The sequence below is a fragment of the Sphingobacterium sp. UBA2480 genome, assembly GCF_002341965.1.
Classification (GTDB): Bacteria; Bacteroidota; Bacteroidia; order Sphingobacteriales; family Sphingobacteriaceae; genus Sphingobacterium; species Sphingobacterium multivorum.
In genome coordinates, this window is the sequence record NZ_DDPA01000006.1 from 102672 (window position 1) to 119922 (window position 17251).

The window sequence follows — 17251 nt, forward strand, 5'->3', positions numbered from 1 at the left end:
ACAAAGATAGCAATTTTTATTCAAAATCAGAATTGAAGATCGCTCGAATAATTAAATTAAAAATAGATGTTACCTTGGCTATCGATTGTTGTCTTTAGTGTAGGCTGTGCTTTTGACTTAATTTCAATACGATAGAAATTAGTGCTATTTGAAAATACAATCTCATAATTTTTGTGCTCATTTATAATTTCAGGATATAATTTGCTTAACTCCTGAATTGACGTTGCATAGCGTTTTTTATCGTTTCGATAGATCTGTTGCAGGTAAAAGATATTCCAGGTAACTTTTTCGAGCGCGAGGAATTGCTCATCGATAGGTTGATGGTTTGTGTCGTTAACAAATTTTATATATCCCCATCGCTCAGGGTAATGCATATTAACGAGGCCGATTGGAGACCATACCCAGTTCTCTTCAGCGAGCGTCTTACCCGTGTTGTCTTTTCTCTTGCTATAGATAGTTTCGGTATTGTCATAATGCCACTGAACGCGTGAGAAGTTTATCTTCCAGGTTTCATTTGCTTTGATCTGATTTCCTTCGCCAAAGTATTTTAGACTTTTTACAGGTATTTTCATTTCCACAGTCCAAAATTCATCCTTGTCTTGTGGATTGTTGATGGACCCGGCATGATAGACTGCAGTTTCAATATCTTTTGTGTCCCAATTTAGATTAGCCCTACCGCCAAAGCGATAAGGTTTAGTCATCAAAAGATCCATAACTGTATTTAATGCATTTATTTCAATCTCTATATATTCCGGAGAGAATAGATTTGGCTTGAGAAAGATCTCAAAATCATTGTCATGATAGATGATTGTATCTTTCTGTCTTAAATATCCTTTGATATGAGGTTCTTGAAGCTTGGCAAAAAGATAAAGGTTTTCTTTATCCCAAAGCATCTTGACTTGCGTCTTAAAAGTAGGAACAGGCTTATTTAATCCCTCAATATCCTTAAAAGAGTCTGTCCATGGCGCTTTTGACCAGGAAGCCTCATCGTCCTTTCCGTCAATCGTGATTGCATCTGTTGCTGGGTGTACATAATAGGTTTCAGGGCGCGACTGTAACTGAAGAAATTCATTCAGATTCCGTTGTGCAAAAGTAAAGGTCGGATAGCTTATAAAAGCAAGGATAAAAGCTATAATTCTCATCAAGATACAGTTTGATTTTTAACGGCAGCAAAGTGAAGATGGAACAAAATTAGGATGTTTTTAACTATTGTGATCATCTACGATTCTACCTTTCAGATACGAAGCTAAAAGTAAGTAAAATGTTTTAGCGCGGCAAAGAGGAGGGGGTGATTTTAGGAAACAATATATAATTGTCCTAAATTTATTACAGAAGCAGTGGTTTGTATGACATGCGTTTTGGAAGCTACGGGTGGTAGGGCATAAAAAAAGGCTTTGAATGATTTCAAAGCCTTTTTTTATGCCGTGGTAGTCGTAATTAGATTCTTTTCGATTTAATACGAGCAGCTTTACCAGTAAGGCCGCGTAAATAGAATAATTTCGCGCGACGAACTTTACCGTAGCTGTTTACTTCAATTTTTTCAATGTTTGGTGAGTTTACAGGGAAAATACGTTCAACACCTACACCGTTTGAGATTTTACGAACGGTAAAAGTAGCGTTAGCACCTTCGCTGTTTAATTGAATTACTACACCTTGGTACACCTGTACACGCTCCTTATTTCCTTCGCGAATTTTATAATGAACGCTGATGGTATCTCCAGCTTTGAAAGCGGGAATTTCATTCTTTACTACCGCTTGTTCTTCTACAAATTTTACTAAATCCATGATTTCGAGTAATTATTAACGATTTATATCCTGTAAAAATCGGAATGCAATATTACGACTTATTTTCTGAATATAAAAATACTTTTTTAAAAAACTATTGACTGATATTCAAATCGGATGCAAAGATATGAAAATGAAATGGATAATCTAAAGATATTTTGAATATTCCTTTGTAGACTATATGGAGCGGGTTTTTGATTGCTAAATTCAATAGAATATATTGTTTTGATAAAAATATTATGCAATCAATCAGTTGTTTAGTGATTAATTTTCTATAGGGTGTTGACAAAGTCAAAAAATGATTCGATATTTGTGCCACACAAAACAAAGGTGATACCTTTTCGGGGTGTAGCGTAGCCCGGTATCGCGCCACATTTGGGATGTGGAGGTCGTAGGTTCGAATCCTGCCACCCCGACTTAAAAGCTCTAACGAAAGTTAGAGCTTTTTTTGTATCCTATTTTTATTCGTCCCGTAAGCTGTTTATAGGATTAGCTATGGCTGTTTGGATAGCCTGCCAACTTACTGTAATTAATGCGATACCTATTGTTACTAGTCCCGCCAGCACAAACATCCACCATTGGATCTCGATGCGGTAAGCAAAGTCTTCCAGCCATTTGTTCATGGTTAGCCAGGCGATCGGCGAGGCGATTATCAAGGCAATTAATACGGGTTTTATAAAATCTCTGGACAATAATGTAGTGACACCCGATACCGAAGCGCCAAGCACCTTGCGAATTCCGACCTCTTTGTTTCGTTTGGCAGCCGTAAATGAGGCTAAACCATAGAGGCCTAGGCACGCGATAAATATGGCCAATCCAGAAAAAAGACTGAGTATACGTTGTTGCCTAAGGTCAGTTTTGTACAGCATATCGAATTTCTGGTCCAAAAAACTGTATTCAAACGGATATAATGGGGCTACTTTCCCAAATGCGGTTCTGATAGTTTTTAGAGCTTCAGGGAAATCTTTTGTGTTTAAGCGGATAAGGGCTACCCTTAGATCATCAGAAGGGGCAACAACTAATGCATCCATGTTTTCTTTTAGGGATAGGAAGTTAAAATCATCAATTACACCAATGATTGTCCGGGGGGATTGATCGCGGATCGTATTTTTTATCCATTTGCCAATGGCCTGTTCGGGAGTAAATCCAAGCATCGATGCTGCAGTACGATTGACTAATACAGCCCTAGTGGAGTCGGTCGGGTGTTGTATTGAAAAGTTTCGGCCTGCTATTATTTTGAGTTTCAACGTACTTACATAGTCAAAATCAGTGAACTCTGTCCTTGACTTCCACTTCTCACCGTTTTTTCCTTCGACCTCGAATGTGTGGTTATCGAAGAAGCCGCCCGGTTCACCGGACATAAAGGAGACCGATGCAATGTCGCTGCTCGCAGATAATTCGTTCTTGAATGTACGCAGGTTGTTATACAGTTCTTCATTGTCTATTGGAATAACCACTGTCTGTTGGTCGTCATAGCCAAGTCCCAGTTCTTTTACATATTTCATCTGCTTAGAGATAATCAATGTACCGATGATCAGTAAAATAGATATGCTGAATTGGAACACCACTAATGTATGGCGGAACAGTGTGCCGCCCTTGCCTAAGCGTAATTTACCTTTTAATGCCTGTATAGGGGAGAAGGTCGAAAGGTATAATGCGGGGTAACTTCCCGCTAATAGACCTACTATAATGATAACTGCAATCAAAAAAATATAGATCGGCCATGAATTCCATGGGACTGTTAGGCTGTATCCCAATAGTTGATTGTATACAGGCATAAGTAGTTGCAGTAGACACATGGCGAGCGCGCAGGATATGCTGGTTAATAAAATGGATTCTCCGATAAACTGTCCCATTAATTGAAGACGTTGTGCGCCAAGCACCTTTCTTAAACCAACTTCTTTCGATCGGTCAACTGCACGTATTGTTGAGAGATTCATGAAATTGATGCAGGCGATAATCAATATAAGTATGGCGATGGAAAGAAAAATGTAAATAACCTTTTTGTCGCCATGTTTTGCGCTGTCAAATGCGCTGTGGGATTCAAGATAGACGTCTCGTAGCGGTGTAAGCGCAAGATCAAAATGAATGCCCATATTGGTAGAAACTGCTTTCATATGCCTATTCATGAAATCAGGAAACTGCTTTTCCAATTGCCTAGCATCCTTATGTTCGTCAAGTAAGATGTAAGTGAATAAATTGTTGTTTTGCCAGGCTTTAAATGGTTCGGTATCGAGATAATTGGATAAGGGGATAATGAGATCAAAATCCAGATGTGAATTGACCGGAAGATCTTTAGCGATCCCAGTAACGGTTAATTGTTTATTTTTATCAAGCTGCAGTATTTTACCGATAGGATTTTCATTTCCAAAATATTTCTTCGCAGTTGTTTCCGTGAGCACAACACTTGTTGGATTTTTTAAAACAGTCGTTGGATTCCCTTTGATTAGCGGAAAACTAAATAGTTCAAAGAAATCGTCATCTGCAATAAAGAGTTTCTTTTCATTGAATGCAATGTTGCCAAAAGAGAATAACCCATTGGCAGGCATTACCCGTACAGCTTTTTTGATATCATCGGGATAATCGGTTAATAAGGCCGTGGCATAGGGTGCGGATAAATAAGGTGCACGGTCCTTGGTGTTGTCAAAACCACGCATGACCCGATAGATGCGACCGCCTTGGCTGTGAAACTTATCAAAGCTAAACTGATTGGCGATAAATAGAAATATCATTGCGCAGACGGTGATGCCTATTGTTAAGCCAAGAATATTGATAAAGGAAAAAACCTTGTTCTTTATCAGGTTTCTCCAGGCAATTTGGAAATAGTTCTTTATCATACTTTTCGTTATAAGTGTTCATTTTGAACTTATGGTAATCAATCCCGTTGAAGGATAGCGTAATTCTATTTTTTTAAAAATGTTCATTGGATCAATTTCAAAAAAACGGCCAAAGGGTTAAGTTGTTTACAATCAATTTGTTGTGTATTATCTTTATGTGATCTAAGTGTTTGTATTCGAACACTTCATGTTCATATCCGAACATGTTGCGGTTGAGAGGTCAAAAGATTTTAATTGACAGGTGAGTGTTTTATCGAAATAATAAATAGCGGGAACAGCATTGGCTTTGATTGTATAGAGGAGAGCGATGTGCCGTCTGGCGAAGAGTATGTCGCAATGTAACAACTTGTTAGTTTTATTTTGTGTTTTTCATTTGCAAATAATTTGTAAGAACCGTATATTTGTGCCACACAAAACAAAGGTGATACCTTTTTCGGGGTGTAGCGTAGCCNNAATCCTGCCACCCCGACTAGAAAAGCTCTAACGAAAGTTAGGGCTTTTTATGTTTCAGAGCAGGGTGTGCACCTGCGAGCTTTAAGATACTAAGAGGTTCGATCCGTAAGAGCTTCGGTTTTTTTGGGGGCTATTTTGCGCTAAACCGAAATTGTTCTAATGCTTCACTAGGTGTAATAAAAGGGATTTTTCATTTTCCTTTATAAAATGAGCTGCTTTTTAATCTTATTTGTAAATTATTTTGCAATAAGTCAATCTGTTAGGTGGTTTGTGAAGAATATTTTTGAAAAAAACATATTTTTAGTTTACTTTTGTGCCACACAAAACAAAGNNCGAATCCTGCCACCCCGACTATAAAAGCTCTAACGAAAGTTAGGGCTTTTTTTTGTTTTAGGGCAGGGTGCGAACCTGCGACCTTTAAGATACTAAGAGGTTCGATCCGTAGGAGGCTCAGGGTTGTGTTTGGGAAATGTGGGGCTGAGTCAATCCTGCCACCCCGACTAGAAAAGCTCTAACGAAAGTTAGGGCTTTTTTTTGTTTCTGGCTTTCTTTATGTTTTTTAACATTATATCCTTGTAAACCCGCTGTTAAACAGTTAAATTGCTTGAAATTTATTGTCAACTAGAATATAAACATAAATAATATGAACAGAAAAGCGGCATTTCTTTTAGGAATTTTGGCCTCTTGTGCATTACCGCAAGTTACCTTTGCTAACCATTCCATTGGAGAATCTATTCATTATCAACAGGACGTAGAAGGCAAAGAGCTGATTGGTCGATGGGATATCGAAGTGGATATTAATGGTACTCCTGCGCCATCTTGGCTGGAAGTTAAATTGTCGGGCTATAGAACTTTAGTAGGTCATTATGTGAGTACTTCCGGAAGTGCTCGGCCAGTTTCTCAGGTGTTTTATGAGAAAGGGAAGTTCAAATTTGCCATCCCGCCACAATGGGAGGGGGGAAAGATGAACCTAAGCGTGGAAGGCGAGATTGTTAATGGTGTATTGCAAGGGACGATAATAGAACCTGATGGAAAAACATATAGCTTTAAAGGTGTTCGTGCTCCAGAGCTGAAGCGAACAGCTGCAGTAAAATGGGGTAAGCCTATTCAGCTGTTCAACGGCAAGGATCTGACAGGATGGAAAGCTACTGGTAAAACGAATCAATGGGTGGTGAAAAATGGTATCCTGACCAGTCCGCAATCTGGTTCTAATTTGGTTTCTGAACAAAAATTTGAAGATTTTAAATTGCATGTTGAATTTAAAATTCCAGCGGGAAGTAACAGTGGTGTCTACTTGAGAGGCCGATATGAGGTTCAGATAGAAGATAGTCCTAAAGACGCACATCCTAATGCCGTACTTTTTGCAGGGGTATACGGTTTCTTGGCTGCAAATGAAATGGTCAACAAAGGAGCTGGAGAATGGCAAACCTATGATATCACATTGGTGGGCCGTCTTGTAACAGTTGTTGCAAACGGTAAGACGGTGATCAGTAATCAGGAAATTCCGGGTATTACCGGTGGTGCATTGGATAGCAAAGAGGCAGAGCCGGGACCAATCTATTTCCAGGGGGATCACGGTCCAGTGGAATTCCGAAAAGTGATTATTACACCAGCTATTAAATAGCATAACATCATGCAAAGGCTATCTGCAAAAAGGTAGCCTTTTTTAAATCCCTATCACAACGACTACAATGTCTTCATTCTGGTAAGAAGTATAATATCGTTCAATAGCACCCTGAGCCTTGTACTCTTGCAACTCTTCAAAAACCAATTTTTTTAACATTCCTTTTCCCCTGCCATGAATAAACTTTATTTCGTTCATCTCCCAATAAATAGCTGCATCTAGATTAGAACGCATAAAATCCATGGATTCTTGTAGGAGCTCCTCTGGCGAATAATCTTCCCAATCTTCAAGAAAGGTGTCGGTGTGTAAGTCAACGATAGCTGGTGGTTTGCGCATTTTTCCATATTTTACAATGCTGCAAAAGTAGAATAAAAGTGCGACTTAATAGATTAAGTCGCCAACGAAATAAATCGCTTGGGCAAATTTTTCATGCCATTTTTTGATAATAGCTGCAATTTCATATTCTTCCTCATCGGCATGATTGAGCATAAGTAACTCGATCGATTGGAGGAGCTGTTTGAGATCTAGAAAATAACCGTCAAAATCCCGGAACGCAGACACAGTGTCCCGAATAAGCAGCATGGCATCATGTCGAAGTGTAATCATATCATGACGTGAAGATATTCGGTCCAGCAACCATTCCTTCTGGAAATTGGAATCAATATGTCTGTTGCAAGCCTGATTAAAAAGCAATTCAAATTCTACAATTTGATGTTTCAGATCATATATAGTTTTTTGGAGCTCTTCAAAAGTACTGATGATCTTTTCTTGGGTCTCCATGTTTTTTGATATAATTGCCATGATATTTTACTTAAAAATGTATGAACTTGGTTTTTAGTTATTTAAATAAAAGCATGTAAGGTATATACAAATAGATAAGCCGAATGTTTTACCTGTCTAAAATTCGGTTATGACTTTTGAATACAAAAGAAAAGATGGAAACTAAAATGGACCTAAGTTTTTTCTATTTTTGGTTCAGGTTCAAATGGTCGATTTTTTTTTGAAACCTATTTAATTAATATTATTTCATTTTAAGTATATTTAATATGCTGTATTGGAGTCAATACAGTGTGAATGTATTAACTATGGTAGCATCTGGTTTTGTTGATTTCTTTAAGAAGAAGGGATTTTATATGCTTCTTTTATTGCTAATAACCAGCTTACCCATGTGCCATGGCCAATACAGGCTTAAAGATTCTACAAAATTTATAAATGATCAGTTGCCTAGGTATCTCGGAAGAATGGGGAAGATTAAGTCTAGAAATTATCCCCTCGGTGGTCGTGAAGCAATCTTGCGGATATTACTGAAAGACTATTACGTGAATAGATTGGTGTCAGGAGAAGATAGTTTGAATAGGGAACATTATTATGCTTTATGGAATCCACTTTCGGTAAAGACATTTAAATCGCTAAATACACGTGATATGTTTAGTTACTGTATGCTTGTCCGTGAGTTTGAGATGCAAAATTGTGGTTCCTTGGGGCGGTTGAAAGGCCAACACATATTCGGAGTCTTTTATCGAAGGAACATACCGCTGGAATATTGGAGCGATAGACAATTGGTTGCTTTGCATGTCAATAGAGATTCCGTTGTACAATATGTGAAGCAGATGTGGCCTACACTCGATTTCATTGGTGAGAACACTAAAGATTTAGTGGTTGAATTGATGATGTGGGAGTTGATACCAAAGGTGTTGGATAAGTTGGTTTTGACACCAGCGGACAATGATCTGTATTCTCTATTGGTGCAAATAATGATGCGCCTGAAATTCAAACCTTTTGAAGATTCGGCTATTTATGAGCAATTGTACGGTCCGGCGTCTTATATAGGAAGTCAAATTGAAAGCAATACAGAAAATCGGAATGACATCGTGAAACTTGCGCGGGAATGTTTTGAAACGCTAAATGCATCGCCTGGCTTCCAATTACCAGCTTATATCAAACGAGAGCGTTTCTTAGATCCACCTTCTTCAAAGGATCTGCAAGATCAGACGAGCACTCCGAAAGGACCGGATTGGAAGTGGAAAAAAGTGGATGTACCTCGTTATAAGCTAAAGCTGTAGATCTTCGTCTGCGAGCAAAATTTCCAACGCTGGTAAAATATCTTTTACCTATAGTATTTTCTAACGCTTGTACTGTTTTGACCGGAGGGAGGGCAGTAGGTTATTTGCTTTTTTTTTACGTTATTCGCGTAAACGAAAAATAGCTTAAAATATACTAGAATGAAGGAAAAGGCAATTGGAAATTACCAATTAGAAATCTGTTCAAATTCCGTAGCATCAGCAATTGAAGCCGAACAAGGTGGAGCGACCCGAGTCGAGTTTTGTCAAAATTTGGAAAATGGCGGGACTACACCGTCGTTTGGTCAGTTGAAGTTGGTGCGAGGATTGGTGAATATTGGTATTCATGTGCTTATCAGGCCACGTGGAGGTGATTTTCTTTATACAGAGACCGAGATCTTGGAAATGATAGCTGATATTCAGTTGTGCAAGGAATTGGGGATAGATGGTGTTGTGATAGGTATACTGAAGGCGGACGGTACAGTGGATAAAGAAAATACTTTGCGATTGGTGGAAGCTGCGCGTCCCATGCATGTTACCTTTCATCGTGCTTTTGATCGCGTGGAAGATCCTTTTCAGGCCTTGGAAGATGTTATTGAATTGGGGATAGATCGTATTTTGACATCTGGTCTGCAAAACTCTGCTTTAGCTGGAGCTCCATTGCTCAGAAAATTGGTACAGCAAGCAAATGGCCGTGTTGTGATTATGCCTGGTGCAGGTGTAGATGCAGCTAATATAGTTCACATTTTAGAGCAAACTGGCGCAGTTGCCATACACAGCTCGGCGAAAGAGCAGCATGTTTCGAAGATGGAGTTTAACCAGATTCAGGTTAATGGAATGGATGAGGCACAGTGGATGAGCTCAAAAGAAAAAGTCCACCAAATGGTGGACCTATTAAAAAGCCTTTAAAGTAGTACTTTAAAGGCTTTTAAATTCTTCTTACTATTTAGCTTCTGAAGCTAATTGATTTAAGATAGCATCGTTTTTAACGATTTGGTTGCTAGCTTTCATTTTTGATCTAGAACCTAACTCTACATTAGATCCTAATTTCAAGAACTGAACTTCAACACGTGAAACAGTTTTATTTCTTCTATCTTTTCTTTTTAAACGTGTAACTCCCATTTTGATAATATTTTTATTGTTTAAAATAAAACGAGGTCGGAAGCGGATTCGAACCGCTGTAGGAGGTTTTGCAGACCTCAGCCTAGCCACTCGGCCATCCGACCCTATTTTTTTCCTTTTGAAGGTCTGCAAAAATAAAACTTATAATTGGAATTAAAAAATCTTTATGATAAAACTTTTATGTTTTTGGGCATTAATCTGAAAACCAAGCAAGTATTTTCATTGCGGGACAGATAGCGAATTGTCATTGATAATAATCCTTGCTGTCTTGCTCCAAAGATAGCCTAGAGATTTTTGATGGCTACCCGCGATTAACAATAGGCTATTCACATCGTATTGAACCGTGTTGTTAAGTGTGCAAAGTTGAAAAGTATTCAGTTGACTGTATCTTTTAAAGGACAATGAAAAGCCCTGTTTTAGGACTTTTTCCTAATGTTTCGCTATGTAAATTAACGGCTTATGTATTTTGGAATAGATATTGCAAATGGGATTGTAATAAATCTCGTACAGGAAATTATGAGATTATTTGAGGAAAGAAGAAAGTAAATTAAATTAGGAAACATGAAAAAACTATTATTATCTGCAGCAATTTTATTTGGTTCATTAGGAGCTTTTGCACAAGGTGGATTGGGATATGGATTACGTGCTGGTGTAAACATTCCTAAATATTCGACAAGTCTGGGAGATACCAAATCAAATACAGGTTTCTTCGTAACGGGTTATTTAGATGCTCCCGTTTCACCATATTTTTCCATCCAGCCAGGGTTATCTTTACAAAATAAAGGGGCAAAATGGCTTGAAACTTCCAACGGTGAATTAAAGGAGAGTGTAATGTCTTTGGATATTCCCGTTAACCTAGTGGCTAAATTACCTACGGGTGGATCCGGTAACTTCTTTGTTGGTGCAGGTCCTTATGTAGGGTTTGGTTTAAGTGGTAAGCAAAAAGGGAATTTTGGCGATTCGGGTGGAGAAAGAGATCTAAAATTTGGAAGTGGCGAAGGTAAAGATTTGAAAACAACTGATTTTGGTGTAAACTTCTTAGCAGGTTATCAACTAACGAACGGTTTTCAGATCAATGCTGGTTATGGTTTAGGTTTAACCAACTTAGCGCCTAACAGTGGCTCGATCAAAAACCGTGTTTGGTCTGTTGGCATTGGCTTCGGACTATAAGAAATATAAGTACTTAAACTTATTATGAGGAAAGAGTCCCTGCATTTGTAGGGACTTTTTTATTGTATTAAACTTAAGTCAGCCGAAATTGTTATTTTTATTCAAAAGATTGCTGCATGAAAAGATTTCTCCCTTTACCCTTTTATGTTAAGTTGGCCTGTGTACTCATCAGTATCATTCTACTGGGGTATTTAGCAAAAATTGGAGATACGATAGTGATTCCGATGATTTTGGGCTTACTGTTCTCGCTACTATTGATTCCGCTGAGCAGTTTTATGGAACGGAAACTCCATTTTCCTAGAACATTGGCTGGTATATTAAGTGTTATTTTATTTTTCGGCGTTCTTGGTTATGGGCTTTTTCTGTTAGCATCTCAACTCACACTGCTTAAAGAGGATTTTCCGGCTTTTAAACAACAGATCATGGATGGGGTGAGCAATTTGCAGACTTGGGTGAGCCACCAATTTGGAATCCAACATAAAGATCAAATTGATTTTATCAATAAAACAGCATCTAAGTCTGTGGATTCGGGAACTTTATTCTTGGGAACAGCCTTGGTTTCCCTTTCATCGATGTTTATTTTATTTGTCTTTACCTTTCTTTACACATTTTTCTTGCTTATATATAGAGGACATATCGTTAAATTTCTCTTATTTGTCAACCGTGTTGAGGACAGGCCAATTGTTGTAGATGTAATAAAACAGGTTCAGTATGTCGTCAAGAAGTATCTGATTGGCTTATTGATCCAAATGAGTTTGGTGTCCCTATTAGTCTTTATCGTCCTGTCATTAATAGGGGTAAAATATAGTTTGCTTTTGGCCTTGATAACAGGAGTGTTTAATGTATTGCCTTATGTCGGTATTTTCTCCTCGATGCTTATCATTGCCATTCTGACGTTCGCGACATCCTCTTTTACCCATGTTGTTCTCGTTATCATAGCAATAATTATTATACACATGATTGACAGTAATTTCATCGTGCCGAAGATTGTGGGTTCTAAGGTGAAAGTCAATTCCCTGTTTGCGATGCTCTCCATTATTATTGGTGAGATGATTTGGGGTATATCAGGTATGTTTTTGGCTATTCCAATTCTGGCTATCGTTAAGATTGTGATGGATCGTATTAAAGAGCTTAAGCCTTGGGGGTTCCTGCTGGGAGAAGAGGATAGTAAAGATGAGGTGTATAAGGATTTATTCGATACGTTAAATCCAGTTGAAAAGAAGATTATAGAAGAAAACGAGCTGAAGTCATAACTTTCGTAGAATCGAAGGTGTAATAAGAAAAATATTAATAGATTAAAATTTTATCGTATTTTCGTCTTATATATAATTTATTGTTAATGAAAAGAAAGTTACTCTCAATCGCTGCAGTACTATGTTTTATTGCTGGAGCAAAAGCACAGATTTCCTATGGTTTTAAGGCTGGTGCAACTTTTCCTAAAATGACGGCGTCACTAGGAAGTGTATCTGTTTCGACAGAATCATCTACATCGTTTTATTTGACGGGATACTTAGATGCTCCTTTAGCAAATAATTTTTCTATCCAACCTGGTTTATCGTTACAAGGGAAAGGGGGGAAAGGATTGACACTTATTGACTTTGAAGAATTGGGGAATAAGGTGAAATTAGACTTAATGTATCTAGAGTTACCTGTAAATTTTGTATACAGTATTCCTACTGGAAATTCCGGAAGCGTTTTCTTAGGAGCTGGACCATATGCTGGATTGGGGCTGTCCGCAAAAGCCAAAGCAGAAAATGTAAAAATCGACGTCGGTTTCGGAGATAATAAATTGAAACGTTTTGATGCCGGAATTAACTTTTTAGCGGGGTATCGTCTATCAAATGGCTTTTTGATTAATGGTGGATACGGCTTGGGACTAGTTGATATGGCTGGGGCTGAAGGAGGTTCTTTAAAGAATCGTGTATTTTCAATTGGTATAGGTTATCAGCTATAATCTTGGCTGGGTGAAAAATACTCCCATCGCCATGTTTTGGATTTTATTGGTTTCTCTGGTAATATTTGCACAAACATAAAAAAGGGCTTTTCTTGCGAAAGGCCCCTTCTTTTTTTCAGTGATTGAAATCTATCACACTTTGATTTCTACTTCAACACCTGAAGGTAATTCAAGTTTCATCAATGCGTCAACAGTTTTAGCGTTTGATGAATAGATATCCAACAATCTTTTGTAAGCACATAATTGGAATTGCTCACGTGCTTTTTTGTTAACGTGTGGTGAACGTAATACCGTGTAGATTTTTTTCTCAGTAGGCAATGGAATAGGACCACTAACAACTGCACCTGTAGGTTTTACTGTTTTTACGATTTTTTCAGCTGATTTGTCAACCAAATTGTAATCGTAAGATTTCAATTTAATTCTGATTCTTTGGCTCATAGTATATGATATTATTTAAAAATGACCGCTGATTAGAGCTATTAACAACCAGCGGTCGGTTTATTTTTGAGTTCTATATTATTCTACAGAACCTTTGATTTTACCTTTTGATTTTGCAATCACCTCATCAGCAACGTTACGAGGAGCTTCTTCGAAGTGATCAAATTCCATCGTAGATGTTGCACGACCTGAAGTGATTGTACGTAATTGCGTTACGTAACCGAACATCTCAGAAAGTGGAACCAATGCTTTGATTACCTGTACACCGTTACGTGAATCCAAACCTTGCATTTGACCACGACGACGGTTTAAGTCACCCATTACATCACCCATGTTTTCTTCTGGTGTTAAAACCTCTATTTTCATAATTGGTTCCATTAACACTGGAGAACATTTAGGCAAGCCTTCACGGTATGCTTGACGAGCAGCTAATTCGAAAGACAATGAATCTGAATCGACAGCGTGGAATGAACCATCAATCAAACGAACTTTCATTCCTGATAATGGGAATCCTGCTAATACACCATTTTTCATTGAAGTTTCAAATCCTTTTTGAACTGAAGGGATAAATTCTTTAGGGATTTTACCACCAACGATTTCATTAACGAATTGAAGCGGTGATTTTGTTAAATCGAAATCTTCGTCCGCTGGAGAAATAACAACTTTGATATCCGCGAATTTACCACGACCACCGGATTGTTTTTTGAATACCTCACGGTGCTCAGTAGTACCGTTGATAGACTCTTTGTATGATACTTGAGGAGCACCTTGGTTAACCTCTACTTTAAATTCACGTTTCAAACGGTCGATCAAGATCTCTAAGTGAAGCTCACCCATACCAGAGATAACTGTTTGACCAGTTTCTTCGTCAGTTTTTACAACGAATGTAGGATCCTCTTCAGCCAATTTACCAAGACCAATACCTAATCTATCAACGTCAGCTTGAGTTTTAGGCTCGATCGCCAAACCAATTACTGGCTCAGGGAAAGTCATAGATTCAAGAACGATAGGTGCTTTTTCGTCACAAAGAGTGTCTCCAGTTTTGATGTCTTTGAAACCTACAACAGCACCGATATCACCAGCCTCGATGAAAGGGATCGGGTTTTGTTTGTTTGCGTGCATTTGGAAGATACGAGAGATACGCTCTTTGTTTCCTGAACGTGTGTTCAATACATAAGAACCTGCATCTAACTTACCAGAGTAAGCACGGATAAAACATAAACGACCTACGAATGGGTCAGTCGCAATTTTGAAACCTAAAGCTGCGAAAGGTTCGTTTACAGATGGTTTACGGAAAATCTCTTCACCTGTATCCGGGTTAGTACCTTTTACAGCTTCTACATCAAGCGGTGAAGGCAATAATTCCATGACCAAATCCAACATAGTTTGAACACCTTTGTTTTTGAAAGATGAACCACAAACCATAGGAACGATAGAGTTATCCAATACAGCTGCGCGTAATGCATTTAAGATCTCACGCTCAGTCAATGAATCTGGATCTTCGAAGAATTTCTCCATCAAAGTCTCATCATAACCAGCTACTGCTTCCAATAATTTCTCACGGTATTCAGCAACTTCGTCCAACATATCATCAGGAATAGGAACTTCAGTGAAAGTCATTCCTTTGTCGTGTTCGTTCCAAACGATACCACGGTTGTTGATCAAGTCAACTACACCTTTAAAACTATCTTCAGCACCGATAGGCAATTGCAAAGCAACTGCATCAGAACCTAACATATCTTTAACTTGTTTTACAACTTTCAAGAAGTCAGCTCCTGAACGGTCCATTTTGTTAACGAAACCGATACGAGGTACTTTATACCCATCAGCTAAACGCCAGTTTGTTTCAGATTGAGGCTCAACACCATCAACAGCTGAGAACAAGAATACTAATCCGTCTAGTACACGTAATGAACGGTTTACCTCAACCGTGAAATCCACGTGTCCAGGAGTATCGATTACGTTTACTTGGTATTTGTTGTTACGGTAGTTCCAGAATACTGTTGTAGCAGCAGAAGTAATCGTGATACCACGCTCAGCTTCTTGCTCCATCCAGTCCATTGTAGAAGCACCTTCGTGAACTTCACCAATTTTGTGGTTTACACCTGAGTAGTAAAGGATACGCTCAGTTGTTGTAGTTTTACCAGCATCAATGTGGGCAGCGATACCGATATTTCTAGTGAATTTTAAATCTCTTGCCATAATATTTTTAAGCAGCGGACCTTAATGGTCTTATGTGTTTAAATGTAATGTTAAATAAGTACACCGACCTTGATAAAAGATTGTTTTTATCGGAGGTCGGTGTAATCATATTTTTTTGAATGTCTTCAAAATTAGAATCTGAAGTGTGAGAACGCTTTGTTAGCTTCCGCCATTTTGTGCGTATCTTCTTTCTTCTTAACAGCAGCACCTTCACCTTTAGAAGCTGAAATGATTTCTCCTGCTAATTTTTCGAACATTGTTTTTTCACCACGTTTACGAGCGTATGAAATTAACCATTTCATACCCAAAGCGATTTTACGATCTGGACGAACTTCCATAGGAACTTGGAAGTTAGCACCACCAACACGGCGTGATTTAACTTCAACAGCAGGCATAACGTTGTTCAAAGCTTTTTTCCAAGCTTCTAAACCGCTTTCTTGTGTTTTTTGTTCTACTAATTCTACTGCATCGTAAAAAATAGAATAAGCGATAGATTTTTTACCATCCACCATCATATTGTTTACGAAACGTGTTACCTGAACGTCATTAAACTTTGGATCAGGTAAAATGATTCTCTTTTTCGGTTTTGACTTTCTCATTTTTCTTTCCTCCGTTTAATTATTTCTTTTTACCTTTTGCTGGAGCTGCAGCTGCTTGTCCTGGTTTAGGACGCTTAGTTCCGTATTTAGAACGACGTTGGTTACGACCTGCTACACCTGAAGTATCTAATGCACCACGGATGATGTGGTAACGTACACCTGGTAAATCCTTAACACGACCACCACGAATCAATACGATCGAGTGCTCTTGTAAGTTGTGACCTTCTCCAGGGATGTAAGCGTTGACCTCTTTTCCGTTTGTTAAACGTACACGAGCTACTTTACGCATTGCTGAGTTTGGTTTTTTAGGGGTAGTAGTATATACACGTGTACATACACCTCTTCGCTGTGGACATGAGTCCAACGCTGGTGACTTACTCTTATCAACCAGAGCTACTCTACCTTTTCTAACTAATTGTTGAATAGTAGGCATTTACCTGTTTTTGTTTATAAATTTTGTACCTTAAATATTTTAAGTTCGCAAAGATACTGATTCTCTTTTGAATATGAAATAGTTAGTGTATAAAATTTAGATTATTTTTTGAATTGGCGCTGCTCTTTTCTGGAATATACCCATGCCCTTCTTTATTACCTCTTCATGCTTCTTTATTATCTCACTATCCTAATGACCTGGTCGCCCTCTCCGGGATGTTTAGCCTGTAGTCCAACATCTTCATCATTTGTACGCTTCCACTATCAAACTAATTTGTCAGCCACTTATGCTGTCATATGTTGCTAAAATGGAAGAGATAACTCCTTATGCTTGGTTGTACAAAAATATAGACGATTTTAGGTGATCGAATAGCCGCTCAATGGGGTGAATAGGTTTTTTCTTATATCTGTCGTAAGCTGTTCTTTCTCTGTGTAATATTCTTTAAAAACAGCCTTTTTTCAAAATTTCTCTTCTACTGGTTTCTGAGTATATTGCCTGCTTTGCATGTTTTTGCGTTCTGTTTGGCAAAGCGTTTGATAAAAACGTATAAATATTTAGTAGAAACAAATTAATG

16 protein-coding genes and 2 tRNA genes are annotated in these 17251 nt (G+C 38.2%); 7 read left to right on the forward strand and 11 right to left on the reverse strand.

Annotated elements, in window-relative coordinates; translation table 11 throughout:
* Positions 1 to 56 precede the first annotated feature (56 nt).
* On the reverse strand, positions 57 to 1142 hold the full coding sequence (locus tag B3600_RS12080; RefSeq protein ID WP_286753118.1) for a carbohydrate-binding family 9-like protein: 1086 nt from the start codon (positions 1140 to 1142) through the stop codon (positions 57 to 59).
* A 295-nt stretch (positions 1143 to 1437) separates the two neighbouring features.
* A complete protein-coding gene (rplS, locus tag B3600_RS12085; RefSeq protein WP_046671854.1) occupies positions 1438 to 1785 on the reverse strand; it encodes a 50S ribosomal protein L19 in 348 nt (115 codons plus the stop codon).
* Positions 1786 to 2127: 342 nt separating this feature from the next.
* On the opposite strand from rplS, the gene B3600_RS12090 reads away from it, so the two are divergent.
* Positions 2128 to 2201: transfer RNA gene (locus B3600_RS12090), tRNA-Pro, on the forward strand.
* A 45-nt stretch (positions 2202 to 2246) separates the two neighbouring features.
* Here B3600_RS12090 and B3600_RS12095 read toward each other — a convergent pair.
* On the reverse strand, positions 2247 to 4622 hold the full coding sequence (locus B3600_RS12095) for an ABC transporter permease (protein WP_286753119.1): 2376 nt from the start codon (positions 4620 to 4622) through the stop codon (positions 2247 to 2249).
* Positions 4623 to 5718: 1096 nt separating this feature from the next.
* Here B3600_RS12095 and B3600_RS12100 point away from each other — a divergent pair.
* Entirely contained in the window at positions 5719 to 6699 is a 981-nt protein-coding gene (locus tag B3600_RS12100) for a 3-keto-disaccharide hydrolase (protein WP_286753120.1), read from the forward strand.
* Positions 6700 to 6741: 42 nt separating this feature from the next.
* Here the strand turns inward: B3600_RS12100 and B3600_RS12105 are convergent, their stop codons facing one another.
* Complete coding sequence (locus B3600_RS12105) at positions 6742 to 7035, reverse strand: hypothetical protein (RefSeq protein ID WP_286753121.1); 294 nt, start codon at positions 7033 to 7035, stop codon at positions 6742 to 6744.
* Positions 7036 to 7080: 45 nt separating this feature from the next.
* On the reverse strand, positions 7081 to 7500 hold the full coding sequence (locus B3600_RS12110; protein ID WP_286753122.1) for a hypothetical protein: 420 nt from the start codon (positions 7498 to 7500) through the stop codon (positions 7081 to 7083).
* Positions 7501 to 7745: 245 nt separating this feature from the next.
* On the opposite strand from B3600_RS12110, the gene B3600_RS12115 reads away from it, so the two are divergent.
* On the forward strand, positions 7746 to 8762 hold the full coding sequence (locus tag B3600_RS12115) for a hypothetical protein (RefSeq protein WP_286753123.1): 1017 nt from the start codon (positions 7746 to 7748) through the stop codon (positions 8760 to 8762).
* A gap of 159 nt (positions 8763 to 8921) precedes the next feature.
* Positions 8922 to 9668: a copper homeostasis protein CutC gene (locus tag B3600_RS12120; RefSeq protein ID WP_286753124.1), complete on the forward strand. Its 747-nt coding sequence runs from the start codon at positions 8922 to 8924 to the stop codon at positions 9666 to 9668.
* 33 nt (positions 9669 to 9701) lie between these two features.
* Here B3600_RS12120 and B3600_RS12125 read toward each other — a convergent pair whose 3' ends face one another.
* Entirely contained in the window at positions 9702 to 9881 is a 180-nt protein-coding gene (locus tag B3600_RS12125) for a spore protein (RefSeq protein ID WP_286753125.1), read from the reverse strand.
* A gap of 33 nt (positions 9882 to 9914) precedes the next feature.
* Positions 9915 to 9985: transfer RNA gene (locus B3600_RS12130), tRNA-Cys, on the reverse strand.
* 457 nt (positions 9986 to 10442) lie between these two features.
* Between B3600_RS12130 and B3600_RS12135 the strand changes: the two genes are divergently transcribed.
* From B3600_RS12135 to B3600_RS12145, 3 genes are all read left to right on the forward strand, one after another.
* Positions 10443 to 11051 carry a porin family protein gene (locus tag B3600_RS12135; protein WP_286753126.1) on the forward strand — a complete coding sequence of 203 codons (609 nt, stop codon included), beginning with the start codon at positions 10443 to 10445 and terminating at the stop codon, positions 11049 to 11051.
* A 116-nt stretch (positions 11052 to 11167) separates the two neighbouring features.
* Positions 11168 to 12304 carry an AI-2E family transporter gene (locus B3600_RS12140; RefSeq protein WP_286753127.1) on the forward strand — a complete coding sequence of 379 codons (1137 nt, stop codon included), beginning with the start codon at positions 11168 to 11170 and terminating at the stop codon, positions 12302 to 12304.
* 86 nt (positions 12305 to 12390) lie between these two features.
* A complete protein-coding gene (locus B3600_RS12145; protein WP_286753128.1) occupies positions 12391 to 13005 on the forward strand; it encodes a porin family protein in 615 nt (204 codons plus the stop codon).
* 132 nt (positions 13006 to 13137) lie between these two features.
* On the opposite strand, the gene rpsJ is transcribed toward B3600_RS12145, so the two are convergent.
* From rpsJ to rpsL, 4 genes are all read right to left on the reverse strand, one after another.
* Positions 13138 to 13443 (reverse strand): 30S ribosomal protein S10, encoded by a 306-nt coding sequence (gene rpsJ / locus B3600_RS12150; protein ID WP_028070501.1) that lies wholly within the window; start codon positions 13441 to 13443, stop codon positions 13138 to 13140.
* Positions 13444 to 13521: 78 nt separating this feature from the next.
* Positions 13522 to 15645, reverse strand: a complete 2124-nt coding sequence (fusA, locus tag B3600_RS12155; RefSeq protein ID WP_046671862.1) for an elongation factor G — start codon at positions 15643 to 15645, stop codon at positions 13522 to 13524.
* 131 nt (positions 15646 to 15776) lie between these two features.
* Positions 15777 to 16244 carry a 30S ribosomal protein S7 gene (rpsG, locus tag B3600_RS12160; RefSeq protein WP_046671863.1) on the reverse strand — a complete coding sequence of 156 codons (468 nt, stop codon included), beginning with the start codon at positions 16242 to 16244 and terminating at the stop codon, positions 15777 to 15779.
* Between the two features lie 19 nt (positions 16245 to 16263).
* Entirely contained in the window at positions 16264 to 16677 is a 414-nt protein-coding gene (gene rpsL / locus B3600_RS12165) for a 30S ribosomal protein S12 (protein WP_002993550.1), read from the reverse strand.
* Between the last annotated feature and the right edge of the window lie 574 nt (positions 16678 to 17251).

What these genes read in the sequence shown, in the direction of transcription:
- rpsJ (WP_028070501.1), bottom strand. Translation starts at nt 13,443, where the DNA reads ATGAGCCAAAGAATCAGAATTAAATTGAAATCTTACGATTACAATTTG.
- rplS (WP_046671854.1), bottom strand. Translation starts at nt 1,785, where the DNA reads ATGGATTTAGTAAAATTTGTAGAAGAACAAGCGGTAGTAAAGAATGAA.
- B3600_RS12135 (WP_286753126.1), top strand. Translation starts at nt 10,443, where the DNA reads ATGAAAAAACTATTATTATCTGCAGCAATTTTATTTGGTTCATTAGGA.
- B3600_RS12125 (WP_286753125.1), bottom strand. Translation starts at nt 9,881, where the DNA reads ATGGGAGTTACACGTTTAAAAAGAAAAGATAGAAGAAATAAAACTGTT.
- fusA (WP_046671862.1), bottom strand. Translation starts at nt 15,645, where the DNA reads ATGGCAAGAGATTTAAAATTCACTAGAAATATCGGTATCGCTGCCCAC.
- rpsG (WP_046671863.1), bottom strand. Translation starts at nt 16,244, where the DNA reads ATGAGAAAGTCAAAACCGAAAAAGAGAATCATTTTACCTGATCCAAAG.
- B3600_RS12105 (WP_286753121.1), bottom strand. Translation starts at nt 7,035, where the DNA reads ATGCGCAAACCACCAGCTATCGTTGACTTACACACCGACACCTTTCTT.
- rpsL (WP_002993550.1), bottom strand. Translation starts at nt 16,677, where the DNA reads ATGCCTACTATTCAACAATTAGTTAGAAAAGGTAGAGTAGCTCTGGTT.
- B3600_RS12145 (WP_286753128.1), top strand. Translation starts at nt 12,391, where the DNA reads ATGAAAAGAAAGTTACTCTCAATCGCTGCAGTACTATGTTTTATTGCT.
- B3600_RS12115 (WP_286753123.1), top strand. Translation starts at nt 7,746, where the DNA reads ATGCTGTATTGGAGTCAATACAGTGTGAATGTATTAACTATGGTAGCA.
- B3600_RS12080 (WP_286753118.1), bottom strand. Translation starts at nt 1,142, where the DNA reads ATGAGAATTATAGCTTTTATCCTTGCTTTTATAAGCTATCCGACCTTT.
- B3600_RS12120 (WP_286753124.1), top strand. Translation starts at nt 8,922, where the DNA reads ATGAAGGAAAAGGCAATTGGAAATTACCAATTAGAAATCTGTTCAAAT.
- B3600_RS12140 (WP_286753127.1), top strand. Translation starts at nt 11,168, where the DNA reads ATGAAAAGATTTCTCCCTTTACCCTTTTATGTTAAGTTGGCCTGTGTA.
- B3600_RS12110 (WP_286753122.1), bottom strand. Translation starts at nt 7,500, where the DNA reads ATGGCAATTATATCAAAAAACATGGAGACCCAAGAAAAGATCATCAGT.
- B3600_RS12100 (WP_286753120.1), top strand. Translation starts at nt 5,719, where the DNA reads ATGAACAGAAAAGCGGCATTTCTTTTAGGAATTTTGGCCTCTTGTGCA.
- B3600_RS12095 (WP_286753119.1), bottom strand. Translation starts at nt 4,622, where the DNA reads ATGATAAAGAACTATTTCCAAATTGCCTGGAGAAACCTGATAAAGAAC.